Origin of the sequence: uncultured Fibrella sp., from assembly GCF_964250085.1 — a bacterium.
Classification (GTDB): Bacteria; Bacteroidota; Bacteroidia; order Cytophagales; family Spirosomataceae; genus Fibrella.
In genome coordinates, this window is the sequence record NZ_CAXUEC010000002.1 from 779039 (window position 1) to 801205 (window position 22167).

The following is a 22167-nucleotide window of genomic DNA, read 5'->3' on the forward strand; positions in this document are numbered from 1 at the left end:
TCCTACCTGATTCAGGAAGAAGCAAGGCATTATGTCGGCTTACATGAACATAGTCTGAATCTCTTCTTTCACCGCCCGAAGCGCGTCGGCTGTTGGCTGGCGGTCACGCTGGATGATCCGTTCAAAAATTCGCTTCGACAGGTCGATGGCGGGCGCGTCGGGGTGAATGTCGCCGCTGGCCTGGTTGATCAGCGTTGTCACATCATTCATCGCGTTTTGCACCTGATCCCAGACGGTCTGGCTCATGTATACCTGCTGCGAGAGGTTGTGGTTGTATTCATCCCGAATATCGCGCAGGAGGAGTTGTTGCAGTTCGAGGGCCGAGTCGGCTGAACCACCGAGGCGCAGGAGCATGTTATTCGGGCTGATGCGTTCCAGGAAAAGTACCATTCGCTCGTAGGCTTGTAGGCGAATGGGAATTACATTTTCGCTGTATCGCTGTTTCACTTCATTCTGATGACGGGCGGCCTCACGCTCCAGCAGCAATTTAACGGTTAGATACATACCGTATAACACCAGCGCTGCCGGGACAAGAAGTTTGATTAGATCGCTCAGGACGGTCATTTTTTCGTAGTTTAGTCGTTAATTAACTGGCAGAGCCACCGCTCGCCGACCCATTTATGGTAGTTGCCCCTGTTCAGATTCTTCCCGAAGCACGTGCCCGGATTATTGACACGCTTACAACGCAAAAAATTCCGGCTGAGTATGGTCTACGAGTCGGGGTAAAGGGAGGTGGTTGTGGTGCATCGTGGCTGTTAGGCTTTGATTTGCCTGGCCCGACCGACGAGATTTACGCCATTGACGGAGTCCGTGTAATCATCGACAAACGTCATTTACTGTACGTTCTGGACGCCACCATTGGGTTCGAACAAACAGAGGCGGGGAACGGGTTTGTTGTGGATCGTGGCAGTGACCTTAAATAATGGCACGATTTTAGGTCACAATGCCCGATAAGTACCTATTTGATTTCGTACGCGCCTGTGGTTTTTATAGAACGTCATATCTTTTTGTTGTTAGCGATCGTCGCCTGTTGCGCGTCGGTTTTGTGTTATACTTTTCTGGAAAGCAATGCACCTGGAGCTACTGACGAGCAATATGTTACCTCCATTCAGGAGCGTATCAAAAGCGAAACAAAACAGAGTGCCAACGAGCTGAACCAGCTTAAAGAACGAGTGGCAAATGCGCCAAATTATACCTTTAATTCGCTAAGCCAGCCTACGAAATATCCTTATTTTATCTTCAGGAATAAACGCCTGCTGTACTGGGCCGACAACCGGTTTATTCCTGATTATGCGCGAATTGCCGCTGTTCGTTATCCCAGGCTAGTTGATTTTGACCAGGGTCGGTTTATCGTTAGTCATGAGCGCACGTATCGAAAACGCGACACCCTCGATGTGTTCTCGCTGATTATGGTGTACCGGCAATACACCACGACGAACCCGTTTTTGCAATCGGGCTACAACCCCAGCCTTTTTTCACTCGATCCGCTATCATTAACCACAAAAAAAGGAGCCGCGTACCAGAACGTATACGATTCGACACCCGTCTTCCTGTTTTCGGTCACGCCGCCTAGAGTAGATCCATTTCGGAACCGGTCAACGCCAGTTAACACGGTAATTCTGGCCACGCTTGCCGTCCTGTTTCTGGGTCTTTATGTGATTCGTCGATTAAGGTGGGCGGCTCGGGTACGTCAGTACGAAGTGGGCTTTCTGTGGCTATCAGGTTACCTATTGTTGCTTAGAGGCGTAATGCTTTACGTAGGGGTGCCTTACCTATTCATTGAGAATGACCTTTTCAGCGCCAAGTATTACGCCTCATCGGAAGTAGCACCCTCACTCGGCGACCTGATGCTCAATGGCATAGCCCTGTTGATTGTCGCCTTCTATATCGTCAACAATTTTTACCGTTCCCGGACCTATAACCGCCTCATTCACCTGCCTGCCTGGTCCTGGGCGGTGCTCTCTATCATACTGGTTGTTTTAAGTCACTCGGTTTATTTTGCCTGTTTCAGCCAGTTGAATGCGCTGTATGAAAAGTCGCAGTATACCCTTGATCTGGCTTTAAGCATCGAGTTTTCTCTGTTGAAGATTGCGAGCCTGTTTTTCTTCATCACGCTGTCGATGATCTATTTTCTGGTTCAGCATATTTTGGCCAGCCTCTTTATCCGGTTCAATCAGCGGTTTTTGTACGGAGTAATCTTATTCCTGGTCGGCACGTTACTGAGTGTTGGCCTGGTCACCGTTTTCATCAATACCAGATTTGAGCCGCTATACCTGTTGAATAGCGTTTATTTTCTGGCCCTCTACCTAAGCCGGTTTCCCCGATTTCTCTACACATTTCGCTACAAGACATCGCTGTACTTTTTCCTTGGAAGCTTTGTCTGCGCCTTCACAGCAGCTAGTGTGGTATATCGCCAACAGATACGCGAAGACCTGCTCGCTAAACAGGAGGTGGGAAAAACGCTGCTGGCCGAAAACGACGAGTACGGCGAACTATTACTCCATAAAGCCCAGGGGTTCATTAATAATGATCCTGATATTCGGCGAGCCTTTCAAACCAATACGCTTCCATTTCGTCGTGAGCGAATTCAGGAACGGATAAAGCACCTTCATCTCGACAAGTATTTCGATAAATATGATACCGAAGTATCTTCCTTCGACTTGGGGGGAACGCCGCTCGACGCCAGTGAAAATCCGGCATCACTAAGCGGCTATGTAGCTAATTTCCAACAAGCTAAGTTTAAGACGAAGTATAACAATCTCTTCTTCATCAATGAGGTCGGTAATAAGTTTGTCAAAGAATATGTCGATTTTATTGATATCCGTGATATTGATAGCACCATTGTAGGCTATGTGGTACTGGATCTGAAGCTTCGGAAAGAACCACCTAGTTCGGTGTATCCTGCCTTGCTGGTCAATGACCGACTGGTACAGTCGCCCAAGATGCAGCAATATAGCCACGCGGTCTATGAACGGGCTTCTGGCTCACGCGCTCCGCAGTTGACGCATATTACCGGGGCGTATAACTACGAGCGAAAAATGCCGAACAGTGATCTGTCAAACCCTATCCTTTACGAGACCGGCATTATCAAAGAAGGGTTTAGTCATTTAGGCATACGGGGCACTAACGGGCGCACACTCGTTGTATCGTCGCCAGCCTATACCTATGGCAGCGTATTCCCTAATTTCTCCTTTCTGTACCTTATTCTGGTGCTGTCGGTCATTATAGTCATCATTCTTTATTCGGTTCAGTACGGCTTTTCGCGGTTCAGCATCAACTACTCAACCCGTATTCAAATCTTATTGAACCTGGCGTTCTTTCTGCCCCTTTTGCTTGTGGTTGTCATCATTCTGGGGGTTATAAGTGGCAACTACGTCAGCAACCAGGAAGCGAGCTACGTCAGTAATACGAAAAATATCGCGGCCAACTTTCAGGCCTATCTCGATGAGCATGTACGGAAGGTGCGCAGCAAAGAAGCGATGGAGCAGGAGTTGGAAACGATTGCCCGCGACGCCGATATTGACATTAACCTGTTTGACACGGCTGGCCGACTCTACAGCACTACCCGCAAGTTGATGTACGAAAGCGGGCATCTGTCGCCATACATCAATCCCACGGCTTTTATTCACATTGCCGAAGACAAAGAAAACCAGGTACTCTTAAACGAATCGCTGGGAACGAAGCAGTTCAGTACGGCTTATGCGGGCATCAAATCGTTCAATGGGCAGTTGATGGGCATCCTGAGCGTACCCTATTTCGATGCCCGCCCCGAACTTGACCGACAGTTGCTCGAGGTGATTTCATCGGCGCTGAGTGTCTTCACGGCGCTATTCCTGCTGTTCCTGATCTTGTCTTATTTTGCCTCCAGCAGCATTACAAAGCCACTTCGGATCATGACTCAGAAGATTCGGCGTACTAGCCTCGACCGGCTCAACCAAACAATCGAGTGGCATTCAGACGATGAGATTGGCGCACTAGTGAAAGAATATAACCGGATGCTGACCAAGCTGGAAGAGAGTAAGTTCTCGCTGGCGCAGAGCGAAAAACAATCGGCCTGGCGGGAGATGGCCAAGCAGGTTGCGCACGAAATAAAGAACCCCCTCACGCCCATGAAACTTACGTTGCAGCAATTACAGCGTACGTTGCCCGGCACCAACCCTGTTACCGACAAAGCCGTAAGCCGAACCCTTGATTCGTTGCTCGACCAGATTGATAACATCAGCGACATTGCCACGTCTTTCTCTGATTTCGCCAACATGCCAATGCCGCAGAATGAGCTGGTCGAGCTTACCTCCGTGGTGCATAAAGCGGCTGATCTGTACGCGGATGACAAACGGGTAGCCATTCGCCGTCAGATCGAAACTGGCCCCGTCTGGATTATGGGCGACCGTCAGTTGCTCATGCGCATCATGACGAACCTGATTATCAACGGTATTCAGTCTGTGTCTACTGAAGTGAAGCCAATCATTGATATTCGGCTTTTCACCACTGACGGTAACGCCAACATTGAGATTCACGACAATGGACTTGGCATTGCGGAGTCGATCCGCTCAAAAGTATTCCTGCCCAATTTCAGTACCAAACAGGGCGGTACGGGAATTGGCCTGGCTATCTCAAAACGGGGAATCGAGCATGCCGGGGGAAGCATCTGGTTCGAAACATCGGTCGATGTAGGTACGTCGTTCTTCATTGCCTTGCCCCTAACCGGCCCCGCCCGGTCGGGTAATAATTAATTCACTCCACGCTGCCATAAAAAAGGTAGCCCTCTACGGGCTACCCATTGTTAGATGACATAGCATAGGAGGTCATGGCGGGTTGCATCTGGTGACGCTGATCCTCTTCCAACACAACGTGTTTCCAGTTCTCGCCAGACCGAATCCGGTTCAGTTGCGTATGCGTGATGCCAAACTGACGGGCAATGGTTTTCAGGCGATTTTTCTCATTTCTGAGCAGCTTCTTGATCATCCTCACCTTACTCTCCGTCAGCTTATAATTACGGGTACGTTTAGGAAGCGGCCGGTTCAGTACATTCGGATTGGTACGGTTATGCTCGATCATTTCTTCCTGCGTTGCCCAGCGCAGATTCTGTACCCGATTATTTAATTTATCGTGGTCGAGATGCAGAACGTAGGTCTGATCAGGACGGCCGGCTTCCAGAAAATACTCAGCAACCAGTTTATGTATATACCGGTTAACTATCTTTCCTTTTTTACGGATATTGAGTGACCGGTAGCCCTGAATGACAGACCCTCTGATAATGCTTCCCTGGCTATCTGACTGGAAACTACGCAGTCGGCCATAGCTAGAAACCTGATATACAGGCGGATTATCAATATCCTTGAACACAATAGGCACCCATTGCTCGTTCCAGAACGTTGCTGGTATTTTATTGGTCATGGCTTACGCTGTTTGTGGATTGTTGGACTAACCCTGTTAACTCTTGTATAGCTAAAGTTAAACAAACACAGGCCTCGTTTATCAGGGCAATGCAATATAATTTTTTAGTGGTAATCAGTCAATTACAGGAAATACTTAGATTTTCACACGCCCACCCTTCACCCGATCGGAGGCATTTTGTTTAACTTAAGCTAAACAGGTAAATTAGAAAAAAGCGTGGAGATGAACAACAAGCCCGGCAATTTTGTCCTTATATCGAGCCTCAATAATTGTTTATACAGATGAAGACCTTAGTGATCGGTGCCTCAGAAAATACAGACCGGTACGCAAACCGGGCAGCCCGCAGTCTGCTGCAACACGGTCATACTATTGAGCTGGTTGGTTTACGAACCGGGCAAATTCAGGGCCATCCCATTCAGACGGGTTTGCCTGCACTTACCGATATTGACACGGTAACACTGTATGTGGGTGCTCGTAATCAGGCTGGGTACGTCGACTACCTGAAGCAATTGAAGCCGCGGCGGGTTATTTTCAATCCCGGCGCTGAAAACCCGGACCTATCCCGGCAGCTTAAACAGGAAGGGATAGAGCCAATCGAAGCGTGCACCCTGGTTATGCTGTCGATTGGAAATTACTAGACAGAGCTAAAGCGTAAAAGAGGTAAATAGTGAGCGAGTGAAAGGTTGCTTACGCCCGAGCAAAGAACCGGCGTAAACAACCTTTCACTCGCTCACTATTTACCTCTTTTACGCTTTAGCTACCAGCGAATCAGGGCAGAGGCCCAGGTGAATCCACTGCCGAATGCGGCGAGGCAGATTAGATCGCCCGGTTTGATGAGCCCTTCATCATAGGCTTCTGTCATGGCAATCGGAATAGAGGCGGCCGTTGTATTGCCGTACCGCTCAATGTTGCTGTAAACTTTTTCGGTGGGCAAGTTCATTTGCTGCCGGACGTATTCAGAAATGCGAATATTGGCCTGGTGCGGCACCAGCAGATCCAGGTCGCTGGCCGAATAGCCATTGGCGTCGAGCGCCTCGTTGATAACCTCCATAAAGCGCACTACGGCATGCTTGAACACCGCATTGCCATTCATGGCTACGTTGTAATCGCCCGCCGCCAGTGTCTCTTCCGTAAGCCAGCGGCCATCACGGCTGCTACCGGGGTCTTTCACCATTAGGTCTTCGGCATACCGGCCGTCGGCATGAAGGTGGGTACTCAGAATCCGATGGGCGGGATCGGTCGTGGCCTGCACCACGGCGGCCCCCGCCCCATCGCCAAAGATAACGGCCACATTACGCCCCTCCGTCGACTTGTTGAGGAGCGACGACTGAATTTCGGACCCTACCACCAGCACTGTTTTGTAAGTACCGCCTTTAATGAACTGATCAGCGATCGACAGCGCATAGACAAAACCTGAACACTGCTGCCGTACGTCGATAACGGCCGTTCCTTCCAGGCCCAGTTCGCGCTGCATCAAGAAAGCAGAGCCGGGAAAATAGTAATCCGGCGTAATAGTGGCGTACACAATCAGGTCAACATCGGCGGTAGCAACACCAGCCCGTTCAAGCGCCATCCGGCTGGCAGCAGCCCCCATACTGGCATTGGTATCTTTGCCGTAGGTAAAATACCGGCGCTGCTTAATCCCCGTTCGTTCCTGAATCCAGGTGTCGGATGTTTCCATATACTGTTTCAGATCATCGTTCATCACGATGTTGTCAGGTACGTAGAAACCCAGTCCGGTTATTGTTGAATAAGTTGGTGTCATAATAGGAATGAACGTTGATGGTCAACCAGTAACGTTCGACCAGGCCGTCTTCAGCGTAATGCTGTACTCTTCCATGATCAGATTGGCCAGTAGCTGGCGGCAGGCGGCATCAACGGTTTCGTGGGCCTGTGCTTCGCTCTCGGCCTCTACTTCCAGCCGAATATGCTTGCCAATCCGCACATTGTCGATGGTATCCATATTGAGGTTGTGCAGGCCCAGTTTCACGGCTTTACCCTGGGGGTCCAGAATTTCCTTCTGGGGCATAATGTCGATTTCGGCGAGGTACTTCATGGGGAATAATTAGTGTAAGAATAAAAGAGATAACGACTAAAACGAACGACTAACTGATCTTACTGGACAGTAGGCAACGTTTTCACTCGGTCATGCTTTCGTTCTTTCGCTGGTTTGTTAAGATGGAAAGAAGAATATACAACAGGATTATCAGTGGAATGGCAGCGAACTGCAACACAATCAGCAACACGACCGAAGCGATCAGAAAGCTGTATTTGACCTGGTTGGCCTGCCAGCTAAAGCTTTTGAACTTGAACGCCATTAACGGCAATTCCGACACCATCAGCCAGGACATAATCAGGATGTAGCCGAACAAAAAGGGGACAGACAGGAAAAAATCGGCGAGTGGCTTTCCAACGGTTCCCGCCGAAGCGGCCATTAACGGCAACGACGCAACAACCAGCGCATTGGCCGGAATAGGAACCCCCAGAAATTGATCGGTCTGGCGGGTATCGATGTTGAAACGAGCCAGGCGCAGGGCACCAAAAACGGCAATAGCAAATGCCGCGTATGATGCGGTGTGCAACCCGTTAGCTTGTGAAGCATTTCCCCGAAGGAGTTCAAGAAGTATAAAAGAAGGCAACACGCCAAACGTCACCACATCGGCAAGTGAGTCAAGTTCTTTGCCAAACGGGCCGGATGCGCCAACCATACGAGCCACAAAGCCATCGCCAAAGTCGAGTACTCCCGCCAGAATAATCAACCAGGCGGCTGTTACCAGATCACCTTCGGTAGCCATTAGAATACCAATACATCCGCACAGCAGGTTGCCGCAGGTCATGGCGTTGGGTACGTGTTTGAGCATAGCGGCTACTTTGTAATTTCCTTTGTGTAGGGGTTCGTGCGTTTCTCCCGCCCAATGGTGGTTGGCTCCATATGACCGGCATACACGATATAGTCGTCGGGTAGGGTGTAAAACTTGGTCTGAATGCTCTGGAGCAAAATCGCATGGTTGCCATAGGGCAGATCGGTGCGGCCAACGCTGTTCTGAAACAGCACATCGCCGCCGATAACGTACCTGTCGGCATAGTTGATAAAAGCCACATGCCCCGGTGCATGGCCCGGCGTTTCCACCACGGCCAGTTCTATGCTCCCGAACCGAATAATGTCTCCTTCGGCCAGGTTATGGTCACGGTCGGCGTGTTCGTACCCACGCAGCCCAAACAACTGGCAGCGGGTAGGTACGTCGTTGAGGATGGGGATATCCTTCTCGTTGAGGTACATCTCGACGCCGTATTTCCGCTTCACATAAGCGGCGCCAAACACGTGGTCGAGGTGGGCGTGGGTGAGCAACAGGTAGCGGATTGTCAGATTCTGACTGGCGATAAAAGCAGCTAACTGTTCTTTCTCAGCCTGCTCGTAGCAACCGGGATCAATGACTACGGCTTCGCGGGTTATGTCGTCGGCGATGACGTAGGTGTTTTCCTGGAAAGGCGAGAATACGAATGAGTTTACCATAATGAGCGTACAAAAGTACGAAATTGCGAACTACCTTGACTACCTAGCGGCGGAGCAACGTAGCCTCTCTGTTGTTTCGCTCTGCAGCGAGTTCCTGGTTGGGGTTACTCATGGGCACCCGAAGCCCCACATACGTACCCTGCCGGTTCTCAACGGTCAGATCGGCGTCCAGTTGCTGGCTTAAGCTCCGAATCAATTGCTTGCCGAATGACCCTCTGGCCGACTCCCACACCGCCAGATCAATACCCGGACCGTTGTCTGCCATTTCCAGCAACAGGGTGTCAGCCGTAGTTTTCAACGTTACGCCTAGCGTAGGATTTGGCGCTTCCTGAAACGCATATTTAAACGAATTGGTCAATACCTCGTTGATAATCAACCCTAAAGGAATGGCTACATCGGCGTCAACGGCATCGGCGGAGAGCGATAGCCTCAGCTCGATCGTATCGGTTGTGTAGCCATAGGTATTCATCAGCGACTGCACCAGGTGACTGATGTATTCGCGAAGGTCGACGGCGGTCAATTCACTGGTTTGGTACAGCCGCTGGTGAATCAGCGACATGGCCTGGATGCGCTGCTGCCCCTCGCGAAACGCCTGCCGGGTATGCACATCCTGGGTGCGGTTGGCCTGTAGTTCAAGCAGACCCGACACAATGGCCAGGTTGTTTTTGGCGCGGTGGTGCAGTTCTTTCATCAGCAACTGCAACTGTTCCGCCTGTCGCTGAATGCGTTTACTCCCCGCCCGCAATCGCTTCGACTGGTGGAGGCTTAAGCCCAGCAGCAACGATAACAGCACGGCCCCACCGCCCAGACCAGTCAATTGCCGGGTACGTTGTTCCTTTTCCCGGCTCAACTCCAGAATGGCCGCTTCTTTCTTTTCATCCTCATATTTCGCCGACAGTTCCTGCATCTGTTTCTCCCTGTCTTTCTTGAAGAGGGTATCCTGCTGTGCTTTCGCCAGTTTAAACTCGGCCAGCGCCAGCCGCGTGTTGCCTTTGGCTTCGTAGAGTGTCGACAGAGCGTCGTGGATGTCTGCCTGAAGTACCATCCGGTCAGAGGTTTGATTCGACATCGCCAGGGCTTTCCGGGCATAGGTTATTCCCTCATCGACCCGGTTCAGGCCGAGCAGGGCGCGGGGAATGTTATCATACACCAACATCAGCGCAAAACTGTCGCGCTGACTGGCAAAATACCGGGCGCAGGCTTCGTATTGCCGAACCGAGGCGGCATACTGCTTCAGATTCTTGCGGGTGATGGCCGTGTTGAGCAACGCCGAAAAGTAGCCATATTCGTCGCCTGCCGCCCGCGAACGTAAGGCCGCCGTATCGGCATAGGCCAGCGATTTTTCCTGATGATTGAGCTTACCCTCCAGAATCGATAAGCTGTTGTAAATATTGGCAACTAGGCGCTGCTCTTTGGGGGCGGTCAGTTGCTGATCACGGGCATATTGCAGCGCACCCATCAGCGACGAATGAGCATGAACGTAATCAATGTTGTCTGTCTGGACCTGACCGATCCGAAGCTTCATCAGTAAGACATGATTCCGTAACGACGCAGCGTTGGGCGTCTTACCGGCCACTAACTGGCTGTAGGTACGTTCGGCTTCCAGAAACAGCGTCAGCGCCTTTGGCCAGTGACCGGCTACCCATTCCAATTCGGCCCGTTTTTGCCTCACATGGTTTATCAGGAGTGGCGACCTGGTTTCGCGGACTTCAGCTTCAGCCCGTTCCAGATACGGCAGGGCTTCTTTGTACTTACCCGACCGGTCGTACATAATGACCAGGCCAAGCCGGGCAAATTCCATAATTCGGGCCGAATCTTTGGTGATTTTCACAATTCGCAGCGAATCCTGCCGGGTTGTCTGGGCCTGAAGCGGCAACGTAATCACTAAAAGGCCTACTGCCCAAATGAGTCGAAAAAGCATGAGTGAGCGACAGAAAACAATAATTCATCTCAAAATAGCAAAAAGATAGTAGGCTTTTTATGCAGATCAGGTGGACTTATTTTCCATTGCTTTATCGTTTTCGTCTGGATCAGTGCATCGGTAGCCGTCACGTTGGCGGCAATGCACAGGCGCGTATCGGGTAGCCCGATGGCCAGCAGGTCGGCCAGCAGGGCATTATTCCGGTAGGGCGTTTCCATGAAAATCTGCGTCTGCTGTCGCTTTCGGGCATCGGTCTCCAGTTGCTTCAACGTCCGGCTTCGGTCGGCCTTCTCGATGGGCAGATACCCGTGAAACACAAACGATTGGCCACTCATCCCCGACGCCATCAAGGCCAGCAGAATGGATGAAGGACCGACCAGCGGCTCGACCCGAAAGCCAAGCTGATGCGCCAGCCTGACCGCCACGGCACCAGGGTCGGCCACACCAGGGCAACCCGCCTCCGACAGCACGCCCGCATCCCGGTTTTGGGCCAGCAGGTCGGTCAGTTGCCGTTTGGTGTCGGCTTCAGGCGTATCTTTATGCAGGTCGAAAAACGTAGTTTCGTCGATGACACGACCGGTACGCAGGCCACTGATGAACCGACGGGCCGTGCGTACTTCTTCCACAAAGAAGCAATCGAGGCGAGCTATGGCCTCGGTGATGGGCAAGGTTAACACCGCTGCGGCCGTATCGGGAGCCAGCGGCGTTGGAATGAGGTAAAGAGTCGGCATAGGATTTCACAAAGTTTGTTAAAAATGCCGGTAACCGACATCGTCCGCCCTCATGAACCGGCCGCTAACCGTTTAAGTTTTCTGACAGGATGTCTAGTCTTAAGCAGATGCGTTGCGCCTTTGGCCTCACGTTATTATCCTGTTGATCCTGCCTGAAAAAATCATCTTCACCCTTATGAATCTAGTCATCGACTGGGGAAATACACGCATTAAAGCGGGCTGGTTCACCGGAGATCGCCTGGTTGAAACGGCCAGGTACGTCTCTGCCGAAGCATTGGGCCTGGCCCTGCTGGCAACGCCGCCCAGGTACGTTATCGCGTCGTCGACCAGCCGCCCGGCCGATGAGCTTCGGCAGCTACTGGATGCGTTCGACGGTGGTGCTAACTGGCTGTTAATGAGCAGCCTGTTAGCTATTCCAATTCAAAACGCGTACGGAACGCCGCACACCCTGGGAGCCGATCGCCTGGCGGCGGCAGTGGGGGCATCGGCTTTATTTCCCGCTCAGAATTGCCTGATCCTGGACCTGGGTACGTGTATTACCGCCGATTTTGTCTCTGCCGACAACACGTTTCGGGGTGGCCTTATTTCACCCGGTTTACGCATGCGGTTACAGGCCATGCACACCTTTACAGCCCGCCTGCCGCTGATCGACAACGTACCTGACGAGGACGCCTGGCCACCGCTGACCGCCCGCTCTACGAAGGAGGCGATGTTGAGTGGTGCGCTCAACGGCATGGCGCTTGAACTGGCGGGAATTATCGACGAATACACCAACCTTCATCCTAATCTTCGGGTCATCGTATGCGGAGGCGATAGTTCATTGTTCATAAACCGCCTGAAACCGGGTATATTTGCAGTACCGGAGTTGGTATTGCAAGGCTTAAATCGCATTCTGTTGACTCATGTGCAACCGTAATGCCGCCGTTTTTATCATCTGACCGAAACCGACCGGCATCTGACACGTTTTTTTGTGAAAAATTTAATTCTTCTGGCCGCTGGCCTTAGTCTGCTGACCACCTCCACACTTCGGGCGCAGGGCCTTGGCAACTCGCCTTATTCGGCCCTTGGCCTTGGTGAAATTTTGCCTGCCACAAACGTTGCCAACATCGGTATGGGTGGCGTTGGCGTGAGTTATGCCAGCCCTTTCTACCTAAACAGTCAGAACCCGGCGCTACTGGCTCGCCGCACCCGCTTCACCATCTTCGAGATCGGCTTGCTGGGTCAGCAGAAAACCATCAGCCAACTGGTTCAGAACGAGCCACTGACCCAGCGCGACTTTGGGGCTAACCTGAGCTACCTGGCACTGGCTTTTCCGCTGTCATCGCGCTGGAATACGGCGATTAGTCTTCGGCCCTACAGCTATGTTGACTATAAGACACGCACCTACGGCAAGATTCCGGGCACGATCTACGAAACCCAGTTCGACTATTCAGGCAAAGGGGCTCTCAACCGTGCCTCGATCAGCAATGGAGTCCGGCTAGGTAAAAACATTTATCTGGGTGCCGACGCTTCGTTCATATTTGGCAATATCTCGTCCAGCTCCGATGCACAGGTATTGATCAATTCCTCATCTGACCTGGTCACCTCGCGGGTAAACCGGGTAAACTACAGCGACATTGTCTGGAACCTGGGGGCTGCCTGGCGTCCGACACTCGGCAAGAACTATGCATTGAACATCGGTGCTACGTTCGCCCCAAAATCAAACCTGAGTGGCACTGAAACCGATGTGTATCAACAGTTAACGGCCAGTGGTGGCTCGGTTGTGTCGGGCAGTGATACGCTTCGTTCCAACAGCGATGGCCGTGTGCCCCTTCCACAGCATATCCAGTTCGGTATTACGCTCGAAAAGAATAATCAATTGGCGATCGGCGTAGAGGCTGGTATGCAATCGTGGAGCCAGTTTAGAACAATCACCGATCAGCCGGGCAACCTTCGCGATGCGTTCCATTCATCGGTTGGCGTTGAATTCACGCCCAAACCCACCTCGACCCGCTACCGCGACCTGATTACCTACCGCGCTGGTTTCCAATACAATCAACTGCCTTATCAGGTTCAAGGCGTTCAGTTGAAAGATGTAAACGGGAGCCTTGGTTTCTCCATTCCGGTGGGTGCCTATTTCGTAAACCACATCAATCTGGCTTTCGTAGCTGGTCAGCGGGGTGTATTGACAGGCGCCCAGATTCGTGAACGCTATTTTAAAGTAGCCGTCGGCTTCTCGCTCAATGACTGGTGGTTCCGCAAAACGGTGATCGATTAGGAAACAGGTAAGGCTGTTTGTACCAACATGAACCGTGGTTTCGCCCTGACATCGCTCCTCCCCCACCCGTTGTGTAGCCAACTGCGCTCTGTAATCGCCCAGACGCCACGTCTGCTTCAACTTGGTGTTGTACTGCCTTTTCTGGCCCTGCTTCTGGCCTGTGAAGAGGATAAGAAACCTGTTCAATCAGTAGCCTACAAGGGACCCATCGAAGAGATCAATAATGTAAAACTGTTATACAGTGAATCTGCACTGATGCGCGTGAAACTGACCACGGCCCGTCAGTTGCGTTTCATCAACGAGGACCGGAAATACCCGAAAGAAGTCTTCATCGATTTTTACGACCCGACTGGATCACAGGTAGTTACTACGTTACGTTCCGACTCAGGGAAGTACGACAAGGCAAAAGACCTCTACACGGTGATGGGGCACGTAGTCGTCATCAACAAGGCCAAACAGGAGAAGTTACAAACCAACCTGTTAAACTGGAATCCCAACACCAAGAAGGTATTTACGGACAGACGGGTTATCGTTTCCAGCCAACTAACCGGCGAAAAACTGTACGGCCTCGGTCTCGACGCGAACCAGGATTTTTCGCGCTATTCAATCCGCAAACCAACCGGTGTCTTTAACCTGGAAGGAGGTATCTAGTTACTGGTTACTAAACTATTCGGCGCATTTCGCTAGTAAGGCTTCCGCTGCTTTACCCGTTATCAGCCGTTTATCGTTGCCCCATTGACTATAAATGTAGGTCGTGATTTCGGCTACTTCCAGGTTGCTCAACTGCAACTGCGGCGGCATCACCCGGTTATAGGTCTTTCCGTTTACCTTAATTGGCCCCTGTTGCCCGTATCGAATCGAGCAGATCACCGCATTCTTGTTGGCTCGCAGGTAGTCGGAGTTGACTAACGGTGGGTATAAACCGGCCAGGCCAGCCCCGTCGGCCTGATGGCAATTCGCGCAGTTTTTCCGGTACAGCAAAATGCCTTCGGTGATGTATTTCTGCCGCTTTGTCTCTTCATCGCTCTGGCAGGAAGAGAAAGCCACCACGAGAAATAAGCTGAATACAGCGTAACAGACTATTCGTTTCTTATAAAATTGGGGCATAATTTGTCAACTGCGGCGCAGATCCATTACTCATTTCTCATTCAACAGCTTGTCCATATCCGCCATTAGTTTGTCGACGCCGGTCTCGGTCGTACCGTCGTAAATTCCACGGATATGACGGTCTTTATCGACGAGAATAAACGCGCCACTGTGCACTACACCGCCGGGTGCCGACGAGTCTTCTTGGGCCGTAACCATATAGCTGTTCTGACCGATGTCATAAATTTTATCACGGTCGCCGGTGACAAACAACCAGTTTTTGCCGGTTACGCCCAGTTCCTGCGCAAACTCTTTCAGCACCGGCACCGAATCGTGAGCAGGATCGATGGTGTGCGATAGCAAGAGTACGTCTGGGTTAGCCTTAAAACGCTCGTAAACACGCTTCAACTGCGTTTTCATTTTCGGGCAGATCGTTGGGCAGGAGGTAAAGAAAAAGTCAGCCACGTAGATTTTGTTCTTTACCGTTGCTGCTGTTACCGTATCCCCATTCTGACTAACAAATTTGAAATCGGGAATGGTATGATAGACGGAATCAGTTACGGTCTTACCGTCCACCTCTTTCGTTACTGCTTCGCGTTCGCCCAGGATGGGAAGTTTGTCCGTTTGGGTGCATCCAGCCATGCCGAAAAACAGCATGATAGCTGGCGCCAAGCTGACCAGACGAGCGATAAGACTACTGTTTGAGGTACGTCTGCGCCTGCCCGATGCTCTGGTTAATCTTTGCTTTTGCATTGTTGATAAGTTGCTTCTGTTCAGCCAGATACCGCAAGGCATCGGCTTCGGGCAGTTTCTTCAGCGTGTCGCCATTATAACGGCTCATCCAGTCCATCATCAGGCTGTCGGCCTCGGTAAGGCGGCGAACCAACTGACGTACCTGGGCTTTTTGCTCGTCGACCCGGACGGTCTCGCTGGGTGTACCCTGCATACTATCTAAAGCCGACAGTTTCCCGTTCAGTTCCTTCTTTAGCTTCATGATATTGTCGATCCTGGGCATCACCTCATCATGTACGGCAAAGACTTCCTTCTCCGCTTTATCAATCGGCGTACTTGCTTCGCTCATGGACATATCATGCCCTTCGTGACCCGTTTTTTCTTTAGTACCGCAGGCAGTGAGGGCTAAGGCTAATGCGATGGCGGGTATTACGTATTTCATTGATTTTTAATTTATTATCAACTAGTTAATGAGCTTTTTTAGCTTTAGCGGCAATGTAAAGACCGAGCAGGTTGACCCGCTACATTACCGCACGGAGGCTTAAGCAACTGCGTTCTGTTCCAGGATTTCACGAGCGCTGCTTACGGCACTCGGCGATGGTGATTTACCGCCAATCATCTGCGCAATTTCCTGCACCCGCTCTTCAAAGGTGAGCTTACGTACCCGGCTCACCGTTTTGGCAGCCGAATGATCTTTATAGACGAAATAATGAGCCATACCCTGTGCAGCAATCTGGGGCAGGTGCGTGATGGAGATAAGCTGGTGCGTATGCGCCATATCGCGCATCATCTGCCCCATTTTGATCGCAATCTCGCCCGACACGCCCGTGTCGATCTCATCAAAGATGATTGTTGGCAATGATCGTTTGCTGGCCAGGATGTATTTGATCGCCATCATCAAACGCGAAAACTCACCACCCGACGCTACATTTTTGAGTTGTTGGGGCTTCACACCCTTATTGGCACTGAACAGGAACGAAACCGTATCGATACCCGTGGGCGTAGGTCGGCCACGCTCGGCGTGAATCTGCAGAGAGGCATTTGGCATGCCCAAATCGTTGAGCAAACCTTTTATCTCTTTTTCGATTGGCTTCAGCGCCGCCAGTCGACTCTTCGATAATGCTTCGGCGCTGGCATTCATTTTCTTCTGAGCAGCGTCGGCTTTGGCTTTCGCTTTGTCGATCTCTTCGTCAAGATTAAGCACTTTGCTTACTTTCTGTTCCAGTTCATTCCGCAAGGCAATCAACGTCGCCACGTCTTTCGCCTGGTGTTTGGTCTGCAACTGGTAGATCAGATTCAATCGTTCGCGCACGGCCTCAGTCCGGGTATCGTCCATCTCTACGGCTTCCTGCTCCGTAGAAATTTCATCCGACAGGTCGCGTAACTCGATCAGCGCACTTTGTGCCCGTTCCTGCAAGGGCCGATACTGATCAGCGACTTTACTCACCTGATTAAGACAGCCAACCGCACTTTTCAGCAACGCCACCACCGACTGCTCGGGGTTATCAAGGTATTCAGACGCCATCTGTAAGCGTTCTTTGATCTCCCCTGCGTTTTCCAGAACGTTCAACTCCTGCTCCAGCGACTCCTGCTCATCGGCCTGCAAGTTGGCCTTGGCCAGTTCTTCGTACAGAAAGTTGTTATAATCAAACTCCCGGCGCATGGCACCCGCCTCGTTCATCAGATGGTCGTAAACCGTTTGCCGCTCCCGATATGTCTGGTAATCGGCCCGGTAGGCTCTGAGCCGGTCGTCATCCTGAGCGTAGGTATCCACAATTTGTAACTGGTACTCATTCGAACCCAGCAACACAGAATCATGCTGCGAGTGAATGTCCATGAGCTGGCTTGTAACCCGCCGCATGGTTTCCAGATTTACGGGTGTATCGTTCACGAAGGCCCTCGATTTACCAGCGGGGCTGATTTCGCGCCGAACGATGCACGTTGGCGCAAAGTCGAGTTCTTCCTCCTCGAAAATGGTTTCGATAACGTACCCAGACACGTCAAAAGACCCTTCAATGATACATTTCACCGATGGGTCATACAAAACGCGGGTGTCGGCCCGATTGCCCAACAGCAGACCAATGGCCCCAAGCATAATGGATTTACCCGCTCCAGTCTCGCCCGTAATGATGTTCAGGGCGTGATCGGGGGTCATTTCCAATTGGTCAATAAGCGCGTAATTCTTGATCAATAAGTGCGATAGCATACGAATAGGAAACAATCAGCCGGGAAGAAAGATTTTGATGGGTACTGTTTTCAGTGTGTCGTCTGAAAACAGTACCCATCAATTCAACAGTCGTCTGTAATTCTCTGTTTTCCCAGGATCTAAAAATGAGAGTAAGTCAAAGGCTCGCTTCCGTTCGTCGCGGGTACCTTCGGCCATTATATTCAGCAGTTCGTCAGATTTAGCATCGAAAAACGAGTTGAGCAACACGGCTCCGGGCTTTTGCAAGGTAATCTGCCGAATGCTCGTCAGCAAATCCATCGTGTACTTTCGAGCCTGAACAGGGTTGCTCGAAAACGCGTCGAGGCCCAACCGATGGTAGGCGTAGAAACCCTCCCGAAATGGGGTGACCTGTTGATTTTGAAGGTTCTCAACCAGCCAATACCGATTGCGTCGACTGTTGTCCTGCGCCGACCAGGCACTATTATCCGATACGGTCTGGGCCACGTTTGCGATCTGGAAAGCCCGCTGAATGTAGACATTACCGCCCTGCCGGGAAAATGAATCATAATCGATCGCCAGGATTACGTTGGCATAAAATGCCAGTGATTGCGTCAGCTCATCCGAATACTGATTTTCGCGGTAGAAAAATGGTTGCGAGGGCAACCAACTGAAATCAAAATTACGATCGACAAAACTGAGCGTCGTTGTCTGGTAGTTTGACCCATACACCGGGCGGGTAACACTCAACTGGGCGTTTCCCTTAAACACGCCAATAGCCGTTGACTGAATCAGATTGATGGTCAGCGTGCAGTTGATTTTCTCCGCCGGAGCAAACTGATCCGTCGACCAGCGTCGGTTATTTATGAAATCGGAAATCACCCCCTTCAACTGGTTGAAGTACGTTAGATCAGCTTTCTGGGCAGCGGCCAACTGATCGGTATTCAGTGTAACGGTACAGTTCAGTTCCTGCGCCTGTGTGCCCCCTACCGTAGCTAGTAACAAACTGATCAAAAGCAATATACGTGTCATCTTTGGGCGCGTTACTTATAGTTTTTGTGCGATGATCAACAGCAGGTCAGCGGCCACCTCATCCTTGGTTTTCAAGTCAAATTCCGTCACCACCTCCTGCCTGTTTATAACGGTTATTTTATTGGTGTCGTGCCCGAACCCGGCGCCAGCATCGCGTAGTGAATTTAACACGATCCAGTCCAGATTCTTCCGATGGAGCTTACCCAACGCGTTTTCACGTTCGTTATTTGTTTCCAGCGCAAAGCCCATCATCAACTGATCGGTTCGTTTCCGGGCTCCCAGCGTGGCGGCAATATCAACGGTTTTTGTAAGTTCAACGGCAAACGTAGGCTCTTTCTTTTTTATTTTTTCCGTAGCCGGATGTGCGGGCGTATAATCAGCAACGGCCGCGTTTAGAATCGTGACGTGGGCTGTAGAGAAGGCCAGAGCCGTTGCCTCATACATGTCCTGCGCCGAATGCACGTTTATCCGTTTAATAGTCGGCTCGGGCGTGGCCAGGTACGTTGGTCCGCATACCAGCGTCACGTCGGCGCCAGCCAGCGCAAAAGCACGGGCAATAGCAAAGCCCATTTTACCGGTCGAGTGATTACTGATGTATCGCACGGGGTCGATCGCTTCCTGAGTGGGTCCGGCCGTAATCAGGATCGACTTACCAACCAGCAACTCCTGCCGACTGAAATGACGTTCGAGCGTTTGGACAATCGTTTCGGGCTCGGCCAGCCGCCCCTCACCTACCAGACCACTCGCCAGTTCACCATGCTCTGCCTGAATGATGTGGTTCCCAAACCGACGCAGCCGATCCAGGTTTTCGAGCGTAGCTGGGTGCCGGTACATGTCCAGATCCATAGCGGGGGCAAAAAAAACCGGGCATTTGGCCGACAGGTACGTTGCGGATAGTAAATCGTCGCAAAGTGCAGTAGCGCAGCGGGCCAGAGTGCGCGCCGAGGCAGGCGCAACAACCAGTGCATCGGCCCATAAACCCAGTTCGACGTGGTTATGCCAAACCCCGTTCGTATCGGCTACAAAGGTCGACAGGGCGGGGCGTTTAGCCAGCGTAGCCAGCGTCAAAGGGGTGATGAATGCCTTGGCCGACTCGGTCATGATGACCTGCACATCGGCACCAGCTTTCACCAGCAAGCGAACCAGCAACGCCGACTTATACGCCGCGATACTGCCCGATACACCCACTATAATTCGTTTACCTCGAAGGGCCTCCATAAGCAGCAAAAATCCCACGTGAAACGCAAAGATGTACAGAGTTCGTCTAAACTCCGTGCCTCCGTGGCTTCACGTGGGATTATGTATTAATGCGTTGACTTATTTCTCTTCGCCTTCTTCCGGGTACCGGAAATAGACTTTACCAGCCAGGAATTCGTCGGTTGCCAGCGTCGTAGGCTTGGGCATCCGCTCGTAGAACTTCGAGATTTCGATTTGCTCGCGGTTCTCAAATACCTCTTCCAGATTATCAACCGCCGAAACGAATTCTGACAGTTTGTTGCTGAGTTCTTCTTTATTCTTGGTCGAAATCTGACGGGCACGTTTCGAGATGATCGAAACTGATTCGTACAGATTGCCGGTCATTGCCGCGATTTTGTCGGTGTCGCGCGTGATAATCGAAGGATTTGATGCCATAGTTTTATCAATTTGCCGAAGTCACCTTCGCTGGCGCGTTGGGATTTGGCTGTAGTTGCTTTTTAAGTTCTTCGCGGGCTTTTTCTTCTTTGGCGATGCGATCCAGTTCTTTCTTGCTGCCATCAAACATTTTTTCAGCCTGCTTTACGTATTTACTGGTCGGGAATTTCTCCTGAAACGCCTTATAAAACGCCACAGCATCCTGAAAACGTTCCTTCTGCTTTTCGGCAATCGAATTCATGGCCAGATTGTACTCGGCGTCTACCTTAAGGTAGGCCAACTCTTCGTTGAACTCAGAGTCAGGAAATTCGCGCTGAAAGTTGTTGATCGCTACAACCGATGACCGGTAGTTGGCGATGCTGAAGCCACTCACTTTATAATACTGCTTGGCACGCTCATAGGCTTTCCGCTCCAGCTTTTTTCGCAGATTTAGAATCAGATCCGTACAATCTTTTACATGCTCACTGTCGGGATTGGTATTCACAAAATCCTGTAAAGCCGACATAGCCGTGATGGTATTAGACTGATCAAGGTTAAAACCGGGCGTGGCTTTGTAGAGCGAGAGCGCGTACAGGTACATGGCCTCAGGGGCAGATTCAGACCGGGCAAACGTCTCGTAGAAACGCTTAAAGAGCTGTGCGGCAGGCTCGTATAAGCCTTGATTATACTGCGTATAGGCGTAGTTGAATTGCGAAATCTCCTGCTCAGAACTACCCTTCAACTTAGGAATGATCTCTTCAAACAGCAGGCCAGCCCGATACCAGTCTTTCTTTTCAAAGTACTTCAGGGCGGCTTTGTATTTCTGGTCGTCGGTGCCACTTTTCTGAAGTTTGGCAAAATCACTACACGACGAAAGCCCAAGTACAAGGAGTCCAACAACTAAGGCAAAAAAACGACGGTTTCGCATAAGGTCGCAAATATACAAAAATAATGGCTACACCCTTTAAACGAGGAGGTAGCCAATATGGTGCGCCACTTAACAAATCTTAAGAGTCTATACACAAAGTCGGGGAAAGTCAACTTTTTCCGACTTATTACTGATGCTTCACCAGCAGTTTCTTGGTCGCTACTTTCACGCCTTCAATAGATAGCTGATAGAAATAGTAGCCAGTAGGCAGGTCGCGGGTTTGTAACCGAACCTTACGCTCGTTACGGTCCAACGTATACTCGGCCACGGGTGCCCCCAGTATGCTCAGCAACGTAATAGATGCATTACCCACGTTGCTATTCATGACGTAATCGATCTCCGCCACATCATGAGCCGGATTTGGATAGATGTTGGACACAGTCAGGCGGTCGCTGCTATACATCCGCTCATCGATTCGCATGGTCTCCTCGGCAGAACGCTCGGCTGACAGGCTACCAATCGACCCTTCGACTACGCTCACCGGACGGGTAGCGGTCGTTTTTGTACTCGACACAGGCGAGGCAATGAGCAACGACCGGTAATAGTCGCGCATGGCTGAGTTTTTGCCTTGAGACAGCAGATAATCCATCGTCGACATAGGCCGCGACACAGGCAGAAGTACCCGCTGGGTCTTGCTGCTGGTTACCGCTGGTGCTGATGGGGTGGCTTTACGACCAAGCTCAAGCCGACTCCGACCAGGCACCTGTGCCTGAACCGAAGTGGCCAACAGCAGGCCGATTAAACACCCATATACATGTAAACATTTTCCCATTCCTGAAAATCAATGCTTTGAC

23 protein-coding genes are annotated in these 22167 nt (G+C 51.1%); 6 read left to right on the plus strand and 17 right to left on the minus strand.

The window, feature by feature from the left end:
* Nucleotides 1-39: 39 nt before the first annotated feature.
* Nucleotides 40-564: a hypothetical protein gene (locus ACFE8Q_RS08725; RefSeq protein WP_375444982.1), complete on the minus strand. Its 525-nt coding sequence runs from the start codon at nucleotides 562-564 to the stop codon at nucleotides 40-42.
* A 56-nt stretch (nucleotides 565-620) separates the two neighbouring features.
* Between ACFE8Q_RS08725 and ACFE8Q_RS08730 the strand changes: the two genes are divergently transcribed.
* Nucleotides 621-923, plus strand: coding sequence for a HesB/IscA family protein (locus tag ACFE8Q_RS08730; RefSeq protein ID WP_375444983.1), 303 nt, complete (start codon nucleotides 621-623; stop codon nucleotides 921-923).
* A 120-nt stretch (nucleotides 924-1043) separates the two neighbouring features.
* Nucleotides 1044-4733, plus strand: coding sequence for an ATP-binding protein (locus ACFE8Q_RS08735; RefSeq protein WP_375444984.1), 3690 nt, complete (start codon nucleotides 1044-1046; stop codon nucleotides 4731-4733).
* 40 nt (nucleotides 4734-4773) lie between these two features.
* Here ACFE8Q_RS08735 and ACFE8Q_RS08740 read toward each other — a convergent pair whose 3' ends face one another.
* A complete protein-coding gene (locus tag ACFE8Q_RS08740; RefSeq protein ID WP_375444985.1) occupies nucleotides 4774-5397 on the minus strand; it encodes an HNH endonuclease in 624 nt (207 codons plus the stop codon).
* 281 nt (nucleotides 5398-5678) lie between these two features.
* Here ACFE8Q_RS08740 and ACFE8Q_RS08745 point away from each other — a divergent pair, with 281 nt between their 5' ends.
* Nucleotides 5679-6035: a CoA-binding protein gene (locus tag ACFE8Q_RS08745; protein WP_375444986.1), complete on the plus strand. Its 357-nt coding sequence runs from the start codon at nucleotides 5679-5681 to the stop codon at nucleotides 6033-6035.
* Nucleotides 6036-6154: 119 nt separating this feature from the next.
* On the opposite strand, the gene ACFE8Q_RS08750 is transcribed toward ACFE8Q_RS08745, so the two are convergent.
* The 6 genes from ACFE8Q_RS08750 to ACFE8Q_RS08775 all read right to left on the minus strand — a co-directional run bounded on the left by ACFE8Q_RS08750 (nucleotide 6155) and on the right by ACFE8Q_RS08775 (nucleotide 11563).
* The gene (locus ACFE8Q_RS08750) at nucleotides 6155-7162 is read right to left on the minus strand and encodes a 3-oxoacyl-ACP synthase III family protein (protein ID WP_375444987.1); all 1008 of its coding nucleotides are present in this window, start codon (nucleotides 7160-7162) and stop codon (nucleotides 6155-6157) included.
* Between the two features lie 21 nt (nucleotides 7163-7183).
* Nucleotides 7184-7453, minus strand: a complete 270-nt coding sequence (gene purS / locus ACFE8Q_RS08755) for a phosphoribosylformylglycinamidine synthase subunit PurS (protein ID WP_375444988.1) — start codon at nucleotides 7451-7453, stop codon at nucleotides 7184-7186.
* Nucleotides 7454-7535: 82 nt separating this feature from the next.
* A complete protein-coding gene (gene pssA, locus ACFE8Q_RS08760) occupies nucleotides 7536-8258 on the minus strand; it encodes a CDP-diacylglycerol--serine O-phosphatidyltransferase (RefSeq protein ID WP_375444989.1) in 723 nt (240 codons plus the stop codon).
* A gap of 5 nt (nucleotides 8259-8263) precedes the next feature.
* Nucleotides 8264-8911: an MBL fold metallo-hydrolase gene (locus ACFE8Q_RS08765; RefSeq protein WP_375444990.1), complete on the minus strand. Its 648-nt coding sequence runs from the start codon at nucleotides 8909-8911 to the stop codon at nucleotides 8264-8266.
* A gap of 43 nt (nucleotides 8912-8954) precedes the next feature.
* A complete protein-coding gene (locus ACFE8Q_RS08770; protein ID WP_375444991.1) occupies nucleotides 8955-10832 on the minus strand; it encodes a sensor histidine kinase in 1878 nt (625 codons plus the stop codon).
* 29 nt (nucleotides 10833-10861) lie between these two features.
* A complete protein-coding gene (locus tag ACFE8Q_RS08775) occupies nucleotides 10862-11563 on the minus strand; it encodes an SAM-dependent methyltransferase (protein WP_375444992.1) in 702 nt (233 codons plus the stop codon).
* A gap of 175 nt (nucleotides 11564-11738) precedes the next feature.
* Between ACFE8Q_RS08775 and ACFE8Q_RS08780 the strand changes: the two genes are divergently transcribed.
* Genes ACFE8Q_RS08780 through lptC form a run of 3 tightly spaced genes read left to right on the plus strand, consistent with a single transcriptional unit; the run spans nucleotide 11739 to nucleotide 14471 of the window.
* Nucleotides 11739-12479: a type III pantothenate kinase gene (locus tag ACFE8Q_RS08780; protein ID WP_375444993.1), complete on the plus strand. Its 741-nt coding sequence runs from the start codon at nucleotides 11739-11741 to the stop codon at nucleotides 12477-12479.
* Between the two features lie 54 nt (nucleotides 12480-12533).
* Entirely contained in the window at nucleotides 12534-13820 is a 1287-nt protein-coding gene (locus ACFE8Q_RS08785) for an outer membrane protein transport protein (protein WP_375444994.1), read from the plus strand.
* A 27-nt stretch (nucleotides 13821-13847) separates the two neighbouring features.
* Nucleotides 13848-14471 carry an LPS export ABC transporter periplasmic protein LptC gene (gene lptC, locus ACFE8Q_RS08790; RefSeq protein WP_375444995.1) on the plus strand — a complete coding sequence of 208 codons (624 nt, stop codon included), beginning with the start codon at nucleotides 13848-13850 and terminating at the stop codon, nucleotides 14469-14471.
* A gap of 15 nt (nucleotides 14472-14486) precedes the next feature.
* Here lptC and ACFE8Q_RS08795 read toward each other — a convergent pair whose 3' ends face one another.
* The 9 genes from ACFE8Q_RS08795 to ACFE8Q_RS08835 all read right to left on the minus strand — a co-directional run bounded on the left by ACFE8Q_RS08795 (nucleotide 14487) and on the right by ACFE8Q_RS08835 (nucleotide 22100).
* On the minus strand, nucleotides 14487-14927 hold the full coding sequence (locus ACFE8Q_RS08795) for a c-type cytochrome (protein WP_375444996.1): 441 nt from the start codon (nucleotides 14925-14927) through the stop codon (nucleotides 14487-14489).
* Nucleotides 14928-14957: 30 nt separating this feature from the next.
* Nucleotides 14958-15563: an SCO family protein gene (locus ACFE8Q_RS08800; protein WP_375444997.1), complete on the minus strand. Its 606-nt coding sequence runs from the start codon at nucleotides 15561-15563 to the stop codon at nucleotides 14958-14960.
* Between the two features lie 37 nt (nucleotides 15564-15600).
* Entirely contained in the window at nucleotides 15601-16080 is a 480-nt protein-coding gene (locus ACFE8Q_RS08805) for a viral A-type inclusion protein (protein WP_375444998.1), read from the minus strand.
* Nucleotides 16081-16179: 99 nt separating this feature from the next.
* Nucleotides 16180-17844, minus strand: a complete 1665-nt coding sequence (gene recN, locus ACFE8Q_RS08810) for a DNA repair protein RecN (RefSeq protein ID WP_375444999.1) — start codon at nucleotides 17842-17844, stop codon at nucleotides 16180-16182.
* 78 nt (nucleotides 17845-17922) lie between these two features.
* The gene (locus ACFE8Q_RS08815) at nucleotides 17923-18834 is read right to left on the minus strand and encodes a DUF4835 family protein (protein WP_375445000.1); all 912 of its coding nucleotides are present in this window, start codon (nucleotides 18832-18834) and stop codon (nucleotides 17923-17925) included.
* Nucleotides 18835-18849: 15 nt separating this feature from the next.
* Nucleotides 18850-20052 carry a bifunctional phosphopantothenoylcysteine decarboxylase/phosphopantothenate--cysteine ligase CoaBC gene (gene coaBC / locus ACFE8Q_RS08820; protein ID WP_375445001.1) on the minus strand — a complete coding sequence of 401 codons (1203 nt, stop codon included), beginning with the start codon at nucleotides 20050-20052 and terminating at the stop codon, nucleotides 18850-18852.
* 99 nt (nucleotides 20053-20151) lie between these two features.
* Complete coding sequence (locus ACFE8Q_RS08825) at nucleotides 20152-20466, minus strand: DNA-directed RNA polymerase subunit omega (RefSeq protein WP_207329022.1); 315 nt, start codon at nucleotides 20464-20466, stop codon at nucleotides 20152-20154.
* Between the two features lie 7 nt (nucleotides 20467-20473).
* Entirely contained in the window at nucleotides 20474-21373 is a 900-nt protein-coding gene (locus ACFE8Q_RS08830) for an outer membrane protein assembly factor BamD (protein ID WP_375445002.1), read from the minus strand.
* Between the two features lie 127 nt (nucleotides 21374-21500).
* Complete coding sequence (locus ACFE8Q_RS08835) at nucleotides 21501-22100, minus strand: T9SS type A sorting domain-containing protein (protein WP_375445003.1); 600 nt, start codon at nucleotides 22098-22100, stop codon at nucleotides 21501-21503.
* Between the last annotated feature and the right edge of the window lie 67 nt (nucleotides 22101-22167).

Coding starts and splice junctions, on each gene's coding strand:
- ACFE8Q_RS08825 (WP_207329022.1), bottom strand. CDS start 20,466: ATGGCATCAAATCCTTCGATTATCACGCGCGACACCGACAAAATCGCG.
- ACFE8Q_RS08830 (WP_375445002.1), bottom strand. CDS start 21,373: ATGCGAAACCGTCGTTTTTTTGCCTTAGTTGTTGGACTCCTTGTACTT.
- ACFE8Q_RS08750 (WP_375444987.1), bottom strand. CDS start 7,162: ATGACACCAACTTATTCAACAATAACCGGACTGGGTTTCTACGTACCT.
- recN (WP_375444999.1), bottom strand. CDS start 17,844: ATGCTATCGCACTTATTGATCAAGAATTACGCGCTTATTGACCAATTG.
- ACFE8Q_RS08745 (WP_375444986.1), top strand. CDS start 5,679: ATGAAGACCTTAGTGATCGGTGCCTCAGAAAATACAGACCGGTACGCA.
- ACFE8Q_RS08730 (WP_375444983.1), top strand. CDS start 621: ATGGTAGTTGCCCCTGTTCAGATTCTTCCCGAAGCACGTGCCCGGATT.
- ACFE8Q_RS08725 (WP_375444982.1), bottom strand. CDS start 564: ATGACCGTCCTGAGCGATCTAATCAAACTTCTTGTCCCGGCAGCGCTG.
- ACFE8Q_RS08795 (WP_375444996.1), bottom strand. CDS start 14,927: ATGCCCCAATTTTATAAGAAACGAATAGTCTGTTACGCTGTATTCAGC.
- ACFE8Q_RS08740 (WP_375444985.1), bottom strand. CDS start 5,397: ATGACCAATAAAATACCAGCAACGTTCTGGAACGAGCAATGGGTGCCT.
- coaBC (WP_375445001.1), bottom strand. CDS start 20,052: ATGGAGGCCCTTCGAGGTAAACGAATTATAGTGGGTGTATCGGGCAGT.
- ACFE8Q_RS08805 (WP_375444998.1), bottom strand. CDS start 16,080: ATGAAATACGTAATACCCGCCATCGCATTAGCCTTAGCCCTCACTGCC.
- ACFE8Q_RS08815 (WP_375445000.1), bottom strand. CDS start 18,834: ATGACACGTATATTGCTTTTGATCAGTTTGTTACTAGCTACGGTAGGG.
- ACFE8Q_RS08780 (WP_375444993.1), top strand. CDS start 11,739: ATGAATCTAGTCATCGACTGGGGAAATACACGCATTAAAGCGGGCTGG.
- ACFE8Q_RS08765 (WP_375444990.1), bottom strand. CDS start 8,911: ATGGTAAACTCATTCGTATTCTCGCCTTTCCAGGAAAACACCTACGTC.
- ACFE8Q_RS08800 (WP_375444997.1), bottom strand. CDS start 15,563: ATGCTGTTTTTCGGCATGGCTGGATGCACCCAAACGGACAAACTTCCC.
- pssA (WP_375444989.1), bottom strand. CDS start 8,258: ATGCTCAAACACGTACCCAACGCCATGACCTGCGGCAACCTGCTGTGC.
- ACFE8Q_RS08770 (WP_375444991.1), bottom strand. CDS start 10,832: ATGCTTTTTCGACTCATTTGGGCAGTAGGCCTTTTAGTGATTACGTTG.
- lptC (WP_375444995.1), top strand. CDS start 13,848: ATGAACCGTGGTTTCGCCCTGACATCGCTCCTCCCCCACCCGTTGTGT.
- ACFE8Q_RS08775 (WP_375444992.1), bottom strand. CDS start 11,563: ATGCCGACTCTTTACCTCATTCCAACGCCGCTGGCTCCCGATACGGCC.
- purS (WP_375444988.1), bottom strand. CDS start 7,453: ATGAAGTACCTCGCCGAAATCGACATTATGCCCCAGAAGGAAATTCTG.